General features: G+C 53.1%; 24 protein-coding genes. 8 read left to right on the top strand and 16 right to left on the bottom strand.

The window, feature by feature from the left end; translation table 11 throughout:
- Positions 1–2: 2 nt before the first annotated feature.
- Positions 3–857 (bottom strand): GPO family capsid scaffolding protein, encoded by an 855-nt coding sequence (locus tag ABFX35_RS20840; RefSeq protein ID WP_346082734.1) that lies wholly within the window; start codon positions 855–857, stop codon positions 3–5.
- A gap of 136 nt (positions 858–993) precedes the next feature.
- On the opposite strand from ABFX35_RS20840, the gene ABFX35_RS20835 reads away from it, so the two are divergent.
- The 7 genes from ABFX35_RS20835 to ABFX35_RS20805 all read left to right on the top strand — a co-directional run bounded on the left by ABFX35_RS20835 (position 994) and on the right by ABFX35_RS20805 (position 8,328).
- Positions 994–2,712, top strand: a complete 1,719-nt coding sequence (locus ABFX35_RS20835) for a terminase large subunit domain-containing protein (protein ID WP_346082924.1) — start codon at positions 994–996, stop codon at positions 2,710–2,712.
- Between the two features lie 3 nt (positions 2,713–2,715).
- On the top strand, positions 2,716–3,843 hold the full coding sequence (locus ABFX35_RS20830; protein ID WP_346082733.1) for a phage portal protein: 1,128 nt from the start codon (positions 2,716–2,718) through the stop codon (positions 3,841–3,843).
- On the top strand, positions 3,836–4,402 hold the full coding sequence (locus ABFX35_RS20825; protein WP_346082732.1) for a hypothetical protein: 567 nt from the start codon (positions 3,836–3,838) through the stop codon (positions 4,400–4,402). The genes ABFX35_RS20830 and ABFX35_RS20825 overlap by 8 nt, the downstream gene beginning before the upstream one ends.
- A complete protein-coding gene (locus tag ABFX35_RS20820; RefSeq protein WP_346082731.1) occupies positions 4,395–5,255 on the top strand; it encodes a hypothetical protein in 861 nt (286 codons plus the stop codon). Before ABFX35_RS20825 ends, ABFX35_RS20820 begins: the two co-directional genes overlap by 8 nt.
- Entirely contained in the window at positions 5,239–5,856 is a 618-nt protein-coding gene (locus ABFX35_RS20815) for a class I SAM-dependent methyltransferase (RefSeq protein ID WP_346082730.1), read from the top strand. Before ABFX35_RS20820 ends, ABFX35_RS20815 begins: the two co-directional genes overlap by 17 nt.
- Before the next feature lie 462 nt (positions 5,857–6,318).
- Entirely contained in the window at positions 6,319–7,404 is a 1,086-nt protein-coding gene (locus ABFX35_RS20810) for a ParB N-terminal domain-containing protein (RefSeq protein WP_346082729.1), read from the top strand.
- Positions 7,405–8,328, top strand: coding sequence for a hypothetical protein (locus tag ABFX35_RS20805; RefSeq protein WP_346082728.1), 924 nt, complete (start codon positions 7,405–7,407; stop codon positions 8,326–8,328).
- On the opposite strand, the gene ABFX35_RS20800 is transcribed toward ABFX35_RS20805, so the two are convergent.
- The 15 genes from ABFX35_RS20800 to ABFX35_RS20730 form a co-directional block, all read right to left on the bottom strand.
- Complete coding sequence (locus ABFX35_RS20800) at positions 8,329–9,267, bottom strand: DNA cytosine methyltransferase (protein ID WP_346082727.1); 939 nt, start codon at positions 9,265–9,267, stop codon at positions 8,329–8,331.
- 119 nt (positions 9,268–9,386) lie between these two features.
- The gene (locus ABFX35_RS20795) at positions 9,387–11,957 is read right to left on the bottom strand and encodes a replication endonuclease (protein WP_346082725.1); all 2,571 of its coding nucleotides are present in this window, start codon (positions 11,955–11,957) and stop codon (positions 9,387–9,389) included.
- Positions 11,954–12,304 (bottom strand): hypothetical protein, encoded by a 351-nt coding sequence (locus ABFX35_RS20790; protein ID WP_346082723.1) that lies wholly within the window; start codon positions 12,302–12,304, stop codon positions 11,954–11,956. The genes ABFX35_RS20795 and ABFX35_RS20790 overlap by 4 nt, the downstream gene beginning before the upstream one ends.
- A complete protein-coding gene (locus ABFX35_RS20785; RefSeq protein WP_346082721.1) occupies positions 12,301–13,215 on the bottom strand; it encodes a DNA cytosine methyltransferase in 915 nt (304 codons plus the stop codon). Before ABFX35_RS20785 ends, ABFX35_RS20790 begins: the two co-directional genes overlap by 4 nt.
- On the bottom strand, positions 13,212–14,036 hold the full coding sequence (locus tag ABFX35_RS20780; RefSeq protein ID WP_346082719.1) for a Dam family site-specific DNA-(adenine-N6)-methyltransferase: 825 nt from the start codon (positions 14,034–14,036) through the stop codon (positions 13,212–13,214). The genes ABFX35_RS20785 and ABFX35_RS20780 overlap by 4 nt, the downstream gene beginning before the upstream one ends.
- Positions 14,033–14,623 carry a 3'-5' exonuclease gene (locus ABFX35_RS20775; RefSeq protein ID WP_346082718.1) on the bottom strand — a complete coding sequence of 197 codons (591 nt, stop codon included), beginning with the start codon at positions 14,621–14,623 and terminating at the stop codon, positions 14,033–14,035. Before ABFX35_RS20775 ends, ABFX35_RS20780 begins: the two co-directional genes overlap by 4 nt.
- A 2-nt stretch (positions 14,624–14,625) precedes the next feature.
- Entirely contained in the window at positions 14,626–14,844 is a 219-nt protein-coding gene (locus ABFX35_RS20770; protein ID WP_346082717.1) for a TraR/DksA family transcriptional regulator, read from the bottom strand.
- Positions 14,837–15,028: a hypothetical protein gene (locus ABFX35_RS20765; RefSeq protein ID WP_346082716.1), complete on the bottom strand. Its 192-nt coding sequence runs from the start codon at positions 15,026–15,028 to the stop codon at positions 14,837–14,839. Before ABFX35_RS20765 ends, ABFX35_RS20770 begins: the two co-directional genes overlap by 8 nt.
- The gene (locus ABFX35_RS20760; protein ID WP_346082714.1) at positions 15,028–15,273 is read right to left on the bottom strand and encodes a ParE family toxin-like protein; all 246 of its coding nucleotides are present in this window, start codon (positions 15,271–15,273) and stop codon (positions 15,028–15,030) included. The genes ABFX35_RS20765 and ABFX35_RS20760 overlap by 1 nt, the downstream gene beginning before the upstream one ends.
- Positions 15,266–15,481: a hypothetical protein gene (locus ABFX35_RS20755; protein ID WP_346082713.1), complete on the bottom strand. Its 216-nt coding sequence runs from the start codon at positions 15,479–15,481 to the stop codon at positions 15,266–15,268. The genes ABFX35_RS20760 and ABFX35_RS20755 overlap by 8 nt, the downstream gene beginning before the upstream one ends.
- 79 nt (positions 15,482–15,560) lie before the next feature.
- Positions 15,561–15,869 (bottom strand): hypothetical protein, encoded by a 309-nt coding sequence (locus ABFX35_RS20750; protein ID WP_346082711.1) that lies wholly within the window; start codon positions 15,867–15,869, stop codon positions 15,561–15,563.
- 105 nt (positions 15,870–15,974) lie between these two features.
- A complete protein-coding gene (locus ABFX35_RS20745) occupies positions 15,975–16,250 on the bottom strand; it encodes a hypothetical protein (protein WP_346082710.1) in 276 nt (91 codons plus the stop codon).
- Positions 16,247–16,492 carry a hypothetical protein gene (locus ABFX35_RS20740; RefSeq protein ID WP_346082708.1) on the bottom strand — a complete coding sequence of 82 codons (246 nt, stop codon included), beginning with the start codon at positions 16,490–16,492 and terminating at the stop codon, positions 16,247–16,249. The genes ABFX35_RS20745 and ABFX35_RS20740 overlap by 4 nt, the downstream gene beginning before the upstream one ends.
- Positions 16,489–16,704, bottom strand: a complete 216-nt coding sequence (locus ABFX35_RS20735; protein WP_346082706.1) for a DUF4761 family protein — start codon at positions 16,702–16,704, stop codon at positions 16,489–16,491. The genes ABFX35_RS20740 and ABFX35_RS20735 overlap by 4 nt, the downstream gene beginning before the upstream one ends.
- A 10-nt stretch (positions 16,705–16,714) precedes the next feature.
- On the bottom strand, positions 16,715–16,975 hold the full coding sequence (locus ABFX35_RS20730) for a hypothetical protein (protein ID WP_346082705.1): 261 nt from the start codon (positions 16,973–16,975) through the stop codon (positions 16,715–16,717).
- Between the two features lie 100 nt (positions 16,976–17,075).
- Here ABFX35_RS20730 and ABFX35_RS20725 point away from each other — a divergent pair, with 100 nt between their 5' ends.
- Complete coding sequence (locus ABFX35_RS20725) at positions 17,076–17,378, top strand: helix-turn-helix domain-containing protein (protein WP_346082704.1); 303 nt, start codon at positions 17,076–17,078, stop codon at positions 17,376–17,378.
- The last annotated feature ends 28 nt before the right edge of the window (positions 17,379–17,406 follow it).

Here is a 17,406-nt window from a genome sequence, read left to right as displayed (position 1 = left end):
CCTTAAAACTCAGCCAGTTCGATGCCGCTATTGGCATTGCTGCCGGTTGCCGGCGAGCGCTGGGTAAATTGCTGCGGTTGGGTTTCCAACTGCGCCTTCAGGGCGGCAAAGTCCTCTTGCAGCGTTGTGACCTGTTGTGCCAGCGCGTCGTGTGTGGCCTGTGGTGTGGTTGAGGCGAATCTGTCCAGCAGATCGGCCTGGCTTTGCGCGACCAGTTCAACGGCGTTTTGGATCTCGGTGGTGTTCTGCTCTTGCTTTTTCGCATTGCCAAACAGCAGCGCCGAAATTCGGGAAAAGAACTGTGCGCCGCCTTCCTCGTGTTCCGCTGGCACCTCGGCAAAGGTCAGGGTAATTTCCTCGGCGGCGGTGAACAGGCAACCTTCGGCGCTGTGGCGGGCAGCCAGCGGGCTGGCGGTCGGGTTCTGGGCGCAAAAGCGCATATAGTCCGTGCCCAGACTGGCCGGGTTATCGGTCACCGCCATGCCGATCAAGTACGGGGTCTTGGTACCGGCAAAATTCGGGTTGATTTCAATGCTGCTGTAAACCTTCTGCTTTTTGCGGTTCAGCTCAATCAAGGCTTCGGTGGGTTCAATCTGTGCAAACAGGCCCATCTTGCCGGCCAGTGGGCCGTCCTTAATCTCTTCCGCTTTCAGTGCAATAACATCGCCGTAGCTGCCAAAATCACTATTTGGCGCAATACCGCGAATGTGTTCAATGTTGACGCGGGCGCCATACAAGCGGGGGTTAAAGGATGCTGCTGCGCCGGTTATCCAGTCTCGCTGGATCTCACGACCGTCGGTTGTCGCCCCCTCTGTTGCGATGCAAACCCAGTCGCTGATTTTTTTTGCTGCGGCCATCTGATTCACTCCTGAATGTTGTTGCCGCCTATATTCTGCGCTGCCTCGATGGCGAACAACCGGCGGGCGTTGTCGCGTGCCTGCGACAATGGCCGAGGCTCACGACGACGCGCGCGGGCGTGCCAAACTCTGCCCCATGAACACACACGACGATCTGCGAACCCAGGCCAAGCGGCTCTATTGGCTGGGGCGTGACATGGGCCGCATTGCCGAGATGCTAAACGTTAGCCGTAACACGCTGTACACCTGGCGGCGTCGTGATAAATGGGATGAAGCACGGCCGGTAGCGCGGGCGCACGACCGCACGCTGCAGCGCTATTTGTTGCTGGCCGATCGTGAACCCGACGAGATCCGGCCCCGCGATTTCAAATTGATGGATTTCTACGCCCGGCAGTTGGCGCGTTTTGAGCGGGCCACGCAGCGTGATGAAGACCGAGAGGAAAAACGCAAACCCAGGCAGCCGAAAAACCACTTTAGCCAGGAACAGGAAGAGGCTCTGCGCGTGCAGATCATGGGCGCGCTATTTGAACACCAGAAACGGTGGTACCGGGCGCGGGAACACCGTAACCGCATGATCCTCAAGAGCCGCCAGATTGGGGCGACCTGGTATTTTGCGCATGAAGCACTGCTGGATGCGCTGGAAACCGGACGCAACCAAATCTTCCTTTCGGCGTCACGCAGTCAGGCGTTCCAGTTCAAACGCGCAATACAAAAAACGGCGCGTCAGGTGGGTGTCGATTTGAAGGGAGGTAACGAAATCGTCCTGGCGAACGGCGCCATTCTGTACTTTCTGGGGACGTCGGCCGCAACGGCGCAATCCTACAACGGCAACTTCTATTTCGATGAAATCTTCTGGTCGGCCAACTTCCTGAAACTGCGTGAGGTGGCCGCCGGGATGGCGAGCCATACCGGCCTGCGGCGCACCTATTTCTCTACGGCCAGCAGTGAAGACCATCAGGCGTACCAGTTCTGGAACGGGCAGTACGCCAATGAAGGACGGAAGAAGTCGGAACACATCGATATCGACATCTCGCACGACAGCTTGAAGAACGGGCGCGTGTGCGAGGACGGGATGTGGCGGCAGATGGTCACCGTTGAAGACGCCATTAACCTGGGGTGCGACCTGATCAAACTGGATGAAATCAAGGGCGAAAACAGCCCGGATGCCTTCAACAATCTGTACATGTGCGTCTTTGTTGCGCCGGGCGAACGGGCCTTTGATTACAACGCGCTGATGGGCTGCGGTGTGGACGGCTTTGACGAATGGGGAGACTGGCGCGACTGGGCGGCGCGCCCGTTAGGCGATCTGCCGGTATGGCTGGGCTACGACCCCAACGGCACCAGTGGTCAGGGCGACAGCGCGGGACTCTCTGTTGTGGCGCCGCCGCGTGTCCCTGGCGGGCGTTTTCGTGTGGTGGAGACGCTGCAGATCCGCACGACCGAATTTGAAGCGCAGGCGGAGGTCATCCGCCAGGCTACACAACGTTACAACGTGCAATTTATCGGCATTGACGGCACCGGGGTGGGTGAGTCGGTTTACAAAATGGTGATGAAATTCTTCCCGGCGGCGCGCCTGTATCAATACAACCCAGCGCTCAAGCGCGAAATGGTGCTCAAGGCTCAATTGCTCATTCGTCAGGGCCGATTGGAATACGATGCGGGGAATTTGGCGCTGGTCAGCTCGCTGATGACGGTGAAAAAGTTTGTCACGCCCGGCGGCGTGGTGTCGTACGACTCAGACCGCGCACGCGGCAGCAACCACGGGGACATTGCCTGGGCAACGATGCAGGCGCTGTACAACGAGCCGATCGGGGCGGAAACCACCGGCAACACGGGTTTTGTTATGGAGTATTAACGCATGTCACGCTCGGATTATCAAAATATCAACGTCGGCGGCTATAACGCCACGCACATCAGTTATAGCGGGACGACGCCCTGGGTCAACCTGGGGGATGCCGGCAGGCGCCATGATCCCTTTGCGGTCGCCGGCGGCGATGCTGGAGCGGGCGGGGGCGCTGCATTCAGCTTTGGCGAGGAACGGCCGCTGTTCGGCTGGGGTGATTTCCTGGACTGCATGGAGTGCGCGGATAACGGCAATTGGTATGAAACGCCGATCAGTTTTTACGAAATCGCCCGTTTGTTTGAAACCGCGACGTTTCATCAATCACCGCTGTTTTTCAAACGAAATGTGATCATTAGCTGTTGGCAACCCCACCCCATGTTATCGCGAATGGATGCCATGGGCGTGGTACTGGATTATCTGGTATTCGGTAATGCCTATCTGGAGGTGCGGCGTAACCGCCTGGGGGCGCCCCTGTCAGTGCATCGCCTGCCGGCCAAGTACATGCGCCGGGGGAAAGATCTCACCCAATACTGGTTTGTGCCGCTTGATACGCCGGATGTTAGCTACCCGCCTGGGAGCGTGTTGCATCTGATGAATCCGGAGATACACCAGGAGATCTACGGCCTGCCGGAATACCTGGCGACAGTGATGTCGATCTTGCTCGACAGTGAGGGAACAAAATTCCGCTGGCGTTTTTATACCAACGGCAGCCATGCCGGCAAATTGATCTACGTGAATGATGCCATCACCGACGACAAACAGGTTGCCGACATCAAAAAGGCGTTGACCGAAGCCAAGCGCGGCAATGCTTTTAAGAACCTCTTTATCAATATTCCCAACGGTAAAAAAGACGGCATTCAGATCATGCCGTTTGCCGAACTGACGGCGAAAGATGATTTTACCAGCATCAAGAAGGCATCCCGTACCGACATGCTGGCGGCGCACCGCGTCCCACCCCAACTGATGGGGGTGGTGCCGGAAAATGACGGCGGTTTTGGTGACGTAGAGAAAGCGGCAAAAGTGTTTGCCATCAACGAGCTGGCCCCGGTCATGGAAAACCTTAAGTCATTTAACGATCTGCTGGGCGTTCCGCTGTTCCGGTTTTCTCCTTATGCGCTGGCCGAGGTCGGCAGCAATGGATAGGGCAATTATTCTGGGGGGCGGGCCGTCCTTGTGCGCCGAGGATGTCAAGGTTGCATTACGCTCTGGCTGGCCGGTGATCGCGGTCAACAATGCCTGGCAATTGGCTCCCGGGTGCCAGGTGATCTATGCCGGCGATCTAGAGTGGTGGGCTCGTTACTACGCTGATGCAGCCAAAACCGGCGCGGCATTGTGGACGTGCCACAGCAAGGCGGCGCCGCGTTTTGGGCTGAACCGGCACCATGCCCATGGCCCGTACAACTCGGGGCAGCGCGCGATCCAATTTGCGGCCTGGCGGGGGGCTAAAACTATTTTACTGCTGGGGTTTGACTGCTCGCTACGCGGCGGTTTGCACTGGCATGGCGCACACCCGGGCGGAATGAGTAACCCTGGCGCGCGAAGCGTGGCGCGCTGGCGGACGCATTTTGCCCGCCTGCCGGCAGCGCTGCCGCACGTCAACATCGTTAACTGCTCTCGTTACAGCGAACTCACCGAATTTCCCTGCCTGCCGCTGCGTGAGGCGCTTGGCCGTTACACATCACAGGAATTACAGCATGGCTGATGCCGTCATTATCCGGGGTATGCGTGGCCTCGGTGACAATATTTATCAACGTGGATTCGTCCGCCACTATCCGGGGGCGTACATCGAGACGCCCTGGCCTGAAATCTATCAGGGGCTGGACGTGAAATTTATTCGCAGCCAGACACGGCTGCGCACGCAACATAAAAATGAGCTGCGTACGGATTGTCGCTACGTCAGCAACGTGCCCGCTGGCGCCAAGGAGCTGCGCATCGGTTACGGTGCCGCTGCCCTGCAACGCGGTTCTATTACCGACGCCATGCGTCGGCAGTTCGCCATCGTCACCCCGCGTTTTGATCTGCCCCATTACGGGCCATCACCGGTGATGGCGGATAAACCGATTGCCGTTATCCGCCCGGCGACAGCCCGGCGCGAGTGGCTGAATACCGCGCGCAACCCCGATCCGTGCTATCTGGCGGAGGCAGCAGAACGGCTGCAAAAGGACTTCTACGTGGTCAGCGTAGCCGATCTGGAAGGGAGTGAGGAGTGGGCGGTGGGCACGCTGCCGCCGGCTGATTTGCGGCTGCATCGCGGTGAGCTGGATATCTGCCAACTGCTGGCGCTGGTGCAGCATGCGGCGGTGGTGGTCAGCGGTGTGGGTTGGGCGGTGCCGGCTGCCCTGTGTTATGGCACGCCGCTGTATGTCGTGCAGGGCGGCTGCGGGGCGCACAACGCGCGGCACGTTATAACCGATCCTCGCATGGATTTGAGGCGTGTTGGCTGGGCCAGGCCAGATAACTACTGCACGTGCGGACTGATGCAACACAACTGCGATAAGCGCATAACCGGATTTAGTGAAAAATTTGAGAGGTGGTTACATGAAACCGTTCTTTGATGAAGTGAAGCAAGGCTTGGTGTGGCTGCCAACATGGGGAATGGGATATTACCCTGTTCCGTGTGCCCGCCCTTATGATGAAGGCTATTTTGCCCGCTATCAAAAAATGGCCGACACGCCTATGGGACGAGCGCTGACGGCGGCACGTATCGAACTGGTTGCACGGCATTACCGTGGGCCATTACTGGATGTGGGGATCGGGGCGGGGCAGTTTGTGGCATCGCGGCCGGATACGCGGGGGTTTGACGTCAACCCAGCGGGGATTGACTGGCTACGGCAGCGCGGCCAATGGGCGGATTTGTATGCGCAGCGCCACCCGGCGTTATCGTTCTGGGACGCGCTGGAACATATCGATCGCGCCGATCTGGCGATCGCCCAGGCCACGGCGTGGGTGTTTGTGTCGGTACCAATCTTTGCCAGCGGTGATGCGGTTGTGCAATCGCGGCATTTTCGCAAGGATGAGCACCTGTGGTACTGGACGCATGAAGGCTTGTTGCGCTGGTTTGACAGTCAGGGATTTGATTGCGTGGAACACAACACCGTGGAGAGTGAGCTGGGGCGTGAGGGCATCGGTTCATATGCATTCAGGCGTCGCCGCTAATCATGAGGTTATCTTGATAGTCAATGACCGGGCCACTACGCCCGGTTTTTTTATGCCTGCCTCACTAGGTGCGCTCTAACGGCTTCTGCGCCGCTCTTATCTTTCGTTATCTCCGCCATGTCTATTACTGTTTCCACGCCTTGCCACAGCCTGTGGCAGCCCGCTGCCGTATGTTCTCGGGCAGGCTGGCGCGAGGTCTATTCTGGGTGCTTGCGTGCGCTGTCCCCCGCCGCGCCTGCGCATCGAAAGTGCACGTTTTTGTTCAATTGTTCAGTACGGATCAAGCCTTGCGGCACAAGGGTTGGCCGGGGATTTTGTGGGGCGGGGTCATTGTTCAGGATTGTGCAAAATTGTGCGATTACGTGCATTCACAAACTACGATTGCAGACTTTAAAGCTTCTTTAAAAATGTTAGTATTCCATTATAAAAAATTACTAACTAGTCCGTACAAAGGGTCTGTATATGTCACAGCCAGTAAAGATCAGCGAGATTGATACAAAAGATTTGTCTTTTGACCCTCAAAATCCGCGCTTTTATCGTCTCAATGATGCCAGTAGTGATGGCGCAATTGTTGAGGAAATGCTTGATGATGAGAGTGTCCATGATTTGATGTTGTCGATAGGGCAGCAAGGTTACTTTCCTGGAGAGCCGTTGCTTGTTTTTGAAGATAATGGGGGGTTTATTGTTGCGGAGGGCAATCGTCGCTTAGCTGCAGTAAAACTGCTCAATGGAGAGTTGAAACCACCCGTCAACAAAACAAAGAGTGTCCAAGATATACGCGATGATACGCAACACAAACCTACTACATTACCGTGTTTGGTTTACCCACAGCGGGAGGATGTGTTGCGTTATATTGGATATCGGCATATTACAGGTGTTAAAGAGTGGGATTCTCTTTCTAAAGCAAAATACTTAAAAGAATTATGCGAGAAATTTTATCCAGGTGTTGATAAAGATGAGTTGATAAAAAATCTTGCGAGGGAAATTGGTAGTAAGCCGCATTATGTTGGAACTTTACTGACTTCACTGAAGTTGTATGATGCTGCATATGAACGTGATTTCTTTAATTTACATATGAATGAACATGATGTTGAGTTTTCATACATTACAACATCTTTAAGTTACTCAACAATAACTGAATGGTTAGGGTTGGAAGATAAAAAAGATTTTGAAAGCCCAAATATAGAGATGGATAATCTGCGGGACTTGTTTGCATGGTGTTTCGTTAGGGATCAGCAAGGAAGAACTATTGTTCGAGAGTCCCGTAGATTAAAAGACATTGCAAAAATTGTTGATAGTAGTAGTCCTGATGCCGTAGCTTGCTTAAGAGCAACATCTGATATAGATCAAGCATTCTTATTTACCAATGGTCAACAAGAAGCACTTGAAGAGTCTATGCAACAAGCAATGACAAAACTCCGTATAGTTTGGTCAATGCTTCTTAAAGTTGAGAGTTTCAGTTCCGATGATGAAGAGACAGCAGTTCAATTGTTTGAAACTAGTAAAAAAATAAGGAATCATATTCGAACTGTTAGGGAGGATGATTAAATGCTTGATAACTTGGAGTCATTGCCCTCAAATGATGAGTTTTTTTGGGCCGATTTCATTGAAATAAGAGCTCTTGTTCATCCCGATAACTGTTTTTCTCGAGGCGAGTTAGATAGTGTTATGCTAGCTCAACCTGAAAATAGGGGGCGTGAAGCATCTAGAGAAAAGTGGAGATTTGCAACTGACTTTGTTCTTCAGAGAATATCTATTTTTGGTGATAGTTATCCTTTTGTTTTATCAGAAGATAGGGATACTCTTTCAGTATCTCTACCTGAAGATTCGCTGTCTACGATTCAAAAACTTTATCTATCATTATTGTTATGTGCAAATATAAAATATGTTCCTACACGAAGGCGTCATGAGTTAACACGGGCGTTCGAGCTTATTAGCTTGCCGATATTTAAATCTATTTTACCTAAGGGTACATCTGTTTATCCTAATTGGGCTGGCGGTGGAGAACAAGCAAGGTATGTGGGTTCTTTATTCCAAAAATATCAATCAATTGCAAGTGATATTAGATGCGAATCTGTTAATTTGCGAGAAAGAGATTTTCGTAATAATGACCACGGTGATGGCGGGATTGATATAGTTGCATGGCACCCGATGGGTGATGAGCGTGATGCAATACCTATAGCATTTGTGCAATGTGGGTGTTCTCAGAAAGAATGGATTGCTAAACAGCTTGAAGCATCACCCGCAAAACTTATTTCTAAAATGCCAGTAATACATCCGTGGTCAACCTATTACTTTTTACCTCAAGATTTACGTTGGATGGATGGAGACTGGGCGTATAAGGCTGATATCGGTGGGGCAATCTTTGTCGACAGATTACGACTAATTAATTTGGCTAGGGAGAATGAACTTTTTGAAGAGCTCCCCCCTACACCCTATGTTTCTGAAGCTATTAATATGAGTTATAGATAATTAGTCCCATATGTTTGGTAAACTACGAGCCACTGCCTCGAATAGAGGTGGTGGTACGGCATTACCCACCACTGTATATTTCATATTTAGTGACGCAAAATCAGTATCTGGAAAAACCAAATCTTGGAAGCCTTGTAATAGTGCTGCCTCCCTGTAACTGAATCTTCTTGCTGGCCCATCAGTTACAAATCGCCATTCATCAGGCCCCATTTTTTGCAGAAGGGGGCTCATGGGATGTAACGGCATGTGTCTTGGATTGGCAACAATTGTTTTGGATATTTGCTCCCATCCTTGACGTCTGTTTCTTGATAGATAATACCAATGAAAATCATGGTCATAGAACTCACCTTCTGGCCATTCAGGTAGATGTCCGATGGCATCTTTTATAGTTTTGAAAGGTAAATTATTATCACCATGCGTCGGCTTTGGAAATTCAAATTTTACATCGAAAGAATCATGAATTCCTACGATAAATATTCTTTTTCTTTCTTGAGGAACACCATAATGTGCGGCATTCAGCACTTGTGCCTGTACGTTATAACCAACTTCTGTAAAAACCTTTATTTGATCTTTTAATAAATGCTCAAAATTTTTACGAACCATACCCGAAACATTCTCTACTATAAATGCTTTGGGTTTTATTGCACGTAATGCTCTCGCAAACTCTAGATAAAGAGTGTTTATTTTCCTATCTGCTTGTCGGACTCCACCTTGGCTAAAGCCTTGGCAAGGGTAGCATCCAACTAGTAGCTCGGCTGATGGGAATGAACTTATACCAGACACATTGCCTAAAACGTAGTCCGTCTCTGGGTGATTACTAAGATACACATCTCGGGCATACGGCAAGATATCGTTCGCCATTAGCACTTCAAAACCAGCGTTAAGTACGCCAGCATCAGAGCCACCGCAACCAGAAAAAAGAGAAACTACTGTTGGCATCCACCCCTCCTTAAAAACTCGAGCATTATAGCTGAAGAATGGCTAGTTAAAAGTAACATTTTTTCAATATCAAAATAATCACTTGAGTTATTTTTTTTGGGGATTCACAATTCAGCCGGTTATGACCGTGCGGCATGCCGCAAGTTATCGACGCGCCGCAACAACTCGCGCGCTGTGCTCACCCCGTGTGAACGAATTATCGACAGGCTACCGTCATGATTTGCCCGGAAGGTCTGACCGCTGGCCTCCAGCGTGGCGCCGGCCGCCAGGGATAAGTTCGCTTCCTGCGGCAAATCACTGCCGATGCTCTGCGCAAAGTCGGCGATTAATGCCGCGCGCGCCGCCAGGCGTTGCTGCTGCTGATCGCGGTGCGCTGCTTTACGCTGCGCAGCTTCAATCGCGCGCTGCTCATCCTCCGAAATCACCGGTTGCTGTCTGTTTCTGTCGCTTGCAGGCTGTTGCCGTAGCCGTCTGACCATTTCCCGCCGTTCCTTGTCGGTCATGCGGTCGAAGTCGATGATTATTTGCTCTGAATGACTGTCAATTTCCCCTCCGGTTTCGCTCGTATTTTGCTCCACCGTAGAGTTATTGACAGAACTCCAAGGGACGGCGGGGCCGTCCTGGAAGGTCAACCCCAAGGGCATTGCTGCCGGCTTTTCCGATTCTTTGGCTTTCTTTTTCGCGGTGATCGTCCAGTTTTTTAACCGGGTGCAAACGCGGGAAAGATCGCCCAGGCGCGGGGAAAATACCCCGAAGATTTTTTCCGGGATCTCGCCGTAGTCGTTGGGTTTGTCGGCGTCCTGATACGCGATGCGCACGACGTATGATTCGCGGGGGATGAGTACGCCGCCTTGCTTCTGGATGTAGGTCGCAAAACAGCCGGCATCTGCGGCGGCCATGACGGCATCCATGGCGGGATCAATCAGCATCTGCTGGCCGCGCTTGAACTGGCCGGCCTGCTTTAGCGTGCCTTCCAGTTGGTTAGCCAGTTTTCGCAATTCACGCCAGACGGTAACGGGCGGGGTGCCGATTGGTTGGTACTGCCGGATACGGTGGCGCGACGCCCAGGCCATCGCCAGGCGGGCGGTATCTTTAAGCGGCTTGCCTGTTTCGTGATCCAGTTCGCTATCCAGCGCGTAACCGTCGATATTTTTCGAAATGTATTTCGCTATGTATGCGGTGGCGCTTCCTTTTTTCGGATCTAGCCGTTTAGCCGTAAAGCGGGCGCTTGTTCGCTTGCCCAACTCCGCCCGATCTTCTTTTACGGCGTAGAAGCGCATGATGCTGGTGATCGCGTTGCGCTCTTGGGGATGCATGAATAGTAGTAAGTGCCAGTGTGGCGTTTCATCGTGGTGCGGTTCGGCCACGCGGAAGCCATAAACCCGCAGGCCTTCCCGGCCCAGCTTGGCACCAATCTTTGCCCAGGTGCGCGACAGGTAGCGCTGTGCCTGCTTAGGATCCGAATGGTTCCACTTCGGGTTATGGTGTCCGCTCTGATTGGTGGCGTGGTACTTCGACGGACACGTGATTGTATAGAAAACGCCGGCATCGCCGCGCGACTGCGCGGTAAGCTCCAGCCCCTTCATGCGCGTCATTAGCTCATGCCGGCGTATCGCCGGGTTGCTGATGCTGTGATCGACCATGTGCTCTAATGAAGCGGTGTTGCCTTCGTCGTCGGTCAACTCATGCGACTTGAAAAACTCGCGATTTTTCCGGCGCTGTTCCAGCCAGTCGGCGAGCGCGTCCTTGCTGATGTATGGCATTGCCCGCTTGTGTACCGAGCCCATTGCACGCAATTGGTTTTCCCGCCAGTCAAGACGCAAGCGCCATAATTGACGCTCCCACCATTCGGGCCGGATAAGCCGCGCCATAGCGGACGCAAACAGGCCGCGATCAAGCGGCTCTCTTTCCTCGTCTGGCACGCCTGGCTGCCTGCGCAGTTTTTTCCATCCCGGCGGCATGATGCGCAGAGCGAGAACCTCAACCGCGATATTGCGGTAAACAAATAGCATGGCGGCATCGGGCAGGGTGGTTATGTCGCCACCCATATCATCAATGGCGGTGCAAAACATTTCGTTGACGCGGCCGGCAATCTCGTTTGCCAGAGTTTTGACGCGGCGCTTGCTGAATTCTGCCAGGTGGCTGTATATCGCGCGGTAGTAAGCGGTGAATTCTGAATGATGGCCGTGGCTAACGGTGTGCTGCTTTTTTACGGCAAACAGGCGCAACAATGCGTTTTTAACGGTACCCATTAAAAAGGCATTGGTGTGCCGTTCGCCCCGGTTAGCACGCAACCAGGCGATTTTATTTTCATGTTGCCGGCGGATAAAGGTTGGTTGTTCGACAAAGCGCTCCTCCACACCTTCAGGGGTTTCCTGCCAGGCGCTTTGCTCGCGCTCGTATGTGGCACGATCGATCGCTGCGCGCTGGCGCATCATGTCCAGCAGAATGCGGTTTGGCTCGTTTTCTTCGGTATATCCGCGTGTTGCCATGCGTTCCAGATGGCGCGCCACAATAGGAATCGCTGCCGCAGTCTCAGGCTGTGCGAGTGACGCTTCCGGGGTGCGATCGATACCAATCGCCACACGCTCTGCATTCCACGAGTAGGCCCATTCGATAGCAGGCGCGCCGCTGCCCGGATAGGGAAGCGGCGGCGTTGGCGCTTGGCGGCTGCGGGTGCTCTGTGTCACTCCGGATTACCCGGTGCGGCTGCCAGCATGGCTTCGTAAATAGCGCGATGCTGCACAATAAAAAGATCGTCTTCAACTTCGTCCCATAGAACGTCTTCACAATCTCCCGCAGCGGCGAGCATTTCTGGCGTAGGCTCTAACGGTACAAGTTGCCAGCCAGTAAGAGCCGCCTGAATCTTTTCTTTTACTTCGCGTAAGCTGCTTTGTTCCTCAAACACCACAACGCCATTTGTCAGCGTGATCTTTGCGCCTTCATGCGACGGGTTGCGACCGTGTCGATGGGGTTCAACAGCCGCGATCATGCTGATATCCACAAGGCATTTACCGATTTCAATTAACTTATTCATACTGATGCCCTCACTGCCTTTATGATTTCGCACATGGCTTTTGGCGGCACGGCGTTGCCGGCCATATGTACGGTTAACTGATGTGACGCCGGGCGGATGTAGTTATCAGGGAATGACATTGCACGCATGGTTTCGTCCGCCGTCAGCATGCGCATGCGGTTACCATGAACCACCGCCCATCGGTCGCGGGTGGTGATTGTTCCGATGGGGCGCGAAAGTGCGCGGCCTGTTTTGGTGTTGCCGTAATAGCTAAACAGGAAGCGATCACCAAACTGTGAACGGCCGTTTTTGACTCGCTCCAGCGTGTTGACTGCGCGGCCTGGTTTTTCGACGGGTTGCCAGTTGCCGGCAGACAAATCGACAAATGAACTAGACGGCAGATGCGGCAGTTTCGGCAGCGTCAGATACAGGGGCGATTTGCTGCGGGTGCAAACGATGAACATGCGGATGCGGTTTTGCGGTACGCCCAGATCGGCACAATCCACTATGTGCGGCGCCAGTGAATAACCCAATGCCTGCATTGCCGCTTCCCACGCGGGGTAGAGTGCCCATTTCAGAAACTCTGGCACGTTCTCAACGATGATCGCCGGCGGCGTATGAAACTCGGCGGCCGAAACAACCGCCCACGCTGTAGAACGGCTGGCATCATGCTGCGGGTTACCGGATTTTTTACCGCGTGCCTTGCTGTGCCCCTGGCAGCATGGTGATGCCATCATCAGATCGTGCGCGGGCACCTGTGACCAGTCAGCCTGATGCAAGTCCTGGCAAACATGAATCGCGCCCGGGTGGTTCTTCGCATGCGCATCAACGGCGGCTTGCCAGTGGTTACCGGCCCATACAACTGTCGCGCCAGCCATGCGAGCGCCGGTAGATGAACCCCCAAAACCAGAAAACAGATCGATAACGTTCACTCCATAGCCCCCATAGTTGCGATGATTTCCCCGGCGCGGTTGCGGCCGGCAGCGTTGGCGCTGACAGAACGGCGGGCGGTAGTGGTTGCAATGCTGAAATCTGAATACAGTTCCAGCGCTGCGGCGGTTTCGCTGTTTGATGCCACCACGGTACAGCCGCGACGTGCGGCAACGCGCAGCATGCGGCACAGTTTGCGCTGCTGGCTTTCGGTAAAGCCGTTGGTGTGGTAGCCGGTAAAATTGGCGGTGGCAGATGCCGGGATGTACGGCGGATCGCAATAAATCACGTCGCCCGGCTGCGCCATGCGGATTGACTCTTCAAAGGAACAGCACAAAAACACAGCTTTTGTGGCGTTGGCCTTTTCAGAGAAAGCGCGGATCTCATCTTCGGGAAAGTAGGGCGGTGTTTTGCGGTGGCCGTATGGCACGTTAAATTCACCGCTCAGGTTATAGCGGCATACGCCGTTAAAGCAGTGGCGATTGAGGTAAAGAAACTCTGCGGCGCGGCCAAGGGCTGTCTTGTCGCGACGCAGATTAAAATCAGCACGTACGGCGGAATAACCCAACTCGTCACCGTGTGCCCGGAACAGGTCGCGGGCCTCACGGATCAGCGGTGCCGGCAAGTTTTTTGCCATGTTGTGAAAGTTGATCAGATCGCCGTTGATATCGGTCAGCAGGTAGCTTTCATAGTCGGTATTGAGAAACACCGATGCAGAACCCACGAACGGCTCTATCAGGCGTTTACCTGCCGGCAGGTGCTGGCGCAAGGTGTCGATGATGCCTGCCTTGCTGCCTAGCCATTTAAGCGGAGAGCGGTTCATGCGTCACCACCCGTAACATAGCGACGCCCGCCGGCAGCCATTGCTTCGATCACGCCAAGCGTGGTCAGACAATCAGAAAGTGCGCGATGTGGAATCCCTTCAATGACGACGCCTTGTTGTTCAGCGGCGGCGGTCAATTTTTGCCACTTGTAGCCGCCGCGGCTGCTTTCCTGGCCGTAATATTCCGCGTAGGCCAACATGGCACAACGGGAATACTCTTCGATAAATGAACACAGACCATCATCACCCAGCCCATGCAACCGGGCTGACTGAATAATCATTCGAGCATCAAAACTGGCGTTGTAGGCAACAAACCTATTTTCAAAAAACAAAGTGGCGACGGCACCATGTACGTCTCGCCATGTAGGGGCATTTGCGACCATTTCATTGGTGATGCCATGGATCGCTGTAGCTTCCGGGGGGATTGGCTGGGTTGGTTTTATCAGCGTGTTGAGCATGATAAAACCGTTGCAATCGATCAGGCAGATCTCCACGATTTCGGCGTTGTCGTCCAGCCCGGTGGTTTCGGTATCAAGGATCAATTTGTCACTATCCAGCCATAACTGCGCTTTCTGTTGTGGCGTCATGGTTATTTCCTGATGTGTCGTGATTTGGCTTCGATGATTTCCTGGCAGGCAACGCAGGTGCTTACGCCTTGGATAGAGCTGCGGCGTTGTTCAGGAATCGGCGCGCCGCACTCTTCGCAGTGAAATGCAGAAGGCGCGGCGGTGCGGGTGGTGGCGTTTTGGATTTGGGCGTCAAGCACCAACTGGTGCCGTTCCTGCGCTATGTCGATTTGATCAGCCATGATTGCTGCTCTCATCTTTTTTTACACAGACGCCACGCAGGCGAAATTCACCGTCATTGACCGCCTTGATTTGCTGGAAAGCCGCTTTGCAACTGGCTTCGTCGTTGAACTCAACCGCCGTGGTTGGCGTACCGAATGAGTCATAAAAGCCATGTGAAAGCCAAAAAATCAGTATCCATTTCATTAGTGTCTACTCACTTTGTTGTAGGTTTCGTGGGTCATGAGTTGCCATTTCTGGCCGCCGTTCTTGCTAAGCAATCGCCAGTTGCGACCAATGCGAATCGCGAGGTAGTGATAAGGTTTAATGCGGGAATAGTTGCGCTTGCCGCGCGAATAGGCTTTCAGAGCGGCAAATGCCCTGGTGCAGACATGGATTGGGGCAGCACAAATCACAGAAAGCCGAGGGAGAACATCTATTTGGTCAGGCATGGCGATTACCCTCATTATTTTTCTCTCCCGCTGGCGCACCCACGGCTTTGCGGGTGTCGATCCAGCTCTTGAGCGCAGAAATAACCTGTTCGCGGCTGGCGTCACTGGCGGACAGGCGATCAAGTTTGCTGCTTAGTAGGTCAAGCAACTGAAGGCGCTCTGATCGGCGGGCCTCTGTAAACGCTTCTACTAATTCCACATCGTCCATAAATCCCCCTGAATCCAGGATGTAAGAAGCCCTCCACCTAAAAGGCGGCTTCTTTCTCTGTTAAAAACGGAATTGGCGCTTAGTCGCAGTCGCTGATATTTATCAGCGCAGGAATAGCGCGGCTCAGTGCTTGAAGTCCTTTTATGCCGTGATAAATTGCCCGGCGTTCTGCCGTACTCATATCTTCGAACCTCATATCTAAATGACGGGCAGTAAGTTTTACCCGGCTGTTAATGTTGCCCAGTGTGCAAACAGCTTTTTTTTCACTTGTGGTTAACTTGTTGAAAAAATAGGCCGTATGGTTCAGGTTTCGCGCCTGCGCCAGTAGGTGCTTGGCGTTATTAACGAACCGCTCAGCGGCTTTAACTTGCCCTGTTGTCATGTTCATAACTACCTCATACGTGTTGCCTATCTGGAAGTGCACCCCTGTGACATGCCAATCACCACCATTAAAGGGAAGGGATGCGCTTTCAGATAGGCCGGGGGCACCCGGCTATGCTGCGAAAAATTCCAAACAGAACGGCTGCGGCACCGTGCCGTAATTACACTGGCTGATAATGCTTTCAAGTGTGTCGGCGGCGCCTGCGTCGCCGGCAGCACGCGCGACGCTCAGCAAACCCTCAAGGCCCACACTCAGGCGGAAGGCGTGATCGTTCTGTGAGAACTTGCGAACCTCTGCGGCCACGGCTGGAGCTGAACGCAGGTTTTCAATCTTGAAGTGGTATTGCTGTAAGAGATCGTTAATCAGGATTGCGTACGCCTGTTTCATGCTGAAACGTCCTCGGTAAAAATTTCGGGCTTTCTGCCATACTCCTGCCAGTATCTGGCGGCATCAGCTATTTTTGCGGCGGCAGCATCATCCCCAACGCAGCGAGCCAAAGAAGCTACGTCGAAAAGCTTGTCGGCTATCCAGTTCAATTCCGCAGAGGCATAACGTGGCCGAGTGTATTCAGCGCGCTTAGCGTGAAGCTCAAGCAGCTGATTAGCGATGGCAAAAAAATGATTGTTCATGCTGCATTCCTCCGGTTGCTGATCAGACTGTCAACGGTGTACATGGCTTCGGCCAGGGCAAAATCACAACCAAAATAATTGCCATCGCTCATCAACTGATACGCCGTGCGGCTGGTTGCTCTGTCGCGCGGGCACTGATGGATCGTGAAACCGCGATAAACAAAGGTGTGCTCTGAAAGCCGAACCAGTGCGCGGGGTTGATTGCTTTTCATTGCGCGGCCCTCAGACTTTCATCCTGAGCGCTTCTTGAGCCTCTTCGAATGCAACAAGAAATTCATAAACCATGTTCACTTCGCGCTCTCTGCCTCGCTTCGTTTTAGAGATAGTGAGCCGGTTTTCATTGGCTTGCTGCTGGACAGTTCGAACAGACTGCCCTGTAACCTCTGCATAGGCGGATAGGGTCAGCTTTGGGTATGGGAGGCAAAAAACAACCGGGCAATCTGGCATTTTCACCATTAGTGGTTTTGGTTTGCGTGCTGGCATGGTTTATCCTCAAAGATAGCACCGGATTTAACCGGATTTTTTCGGACTCAAGGGTAGTAATCACTACCCTTGCGCTTAGTTTAGGGTGGTAATCTCTACCATGTCAACGAACATTGGAAAAAAAATCAGAGCCATTCGTGAGGCTGAAGGTCTAACGAGGTCTCAATTCTTTGAATTAACAGGCATTCCATCAGGGACGCAGAAATATTACGAAACAGGGAGGGTTGAGAGCATTGGTAGTGACATTCTTTTGAAAATCACTCATCACTCCAGATTTGAAAAATATATGATGTGGCTAATGACAGGCAAAACCTCAGAGGTTGCGGGGCAGGTCTCCCCGTCTCTCTCCCCTAATGGGCGCGACGACATATTGCCCCACCCAAAAGGCCAGAAGGTTGGCTAATCGCATTGAAAATTATGGAAAGATGGAG

The sequence above is a fragment of the Gibbsiella dentisursi genome, assembly GCF_039539505.1.
Classification (GTDB): domain Bacteria; phylum Pseudomonadota; class Gammaproteobacteria; order Enterobacterales; family Enterobacteriaceae; genus Gibbsiella; species Gibbsiella quercinecans.
This window is presented reverse-complemented; position numbering and strand designations above follow the sequence as displayed.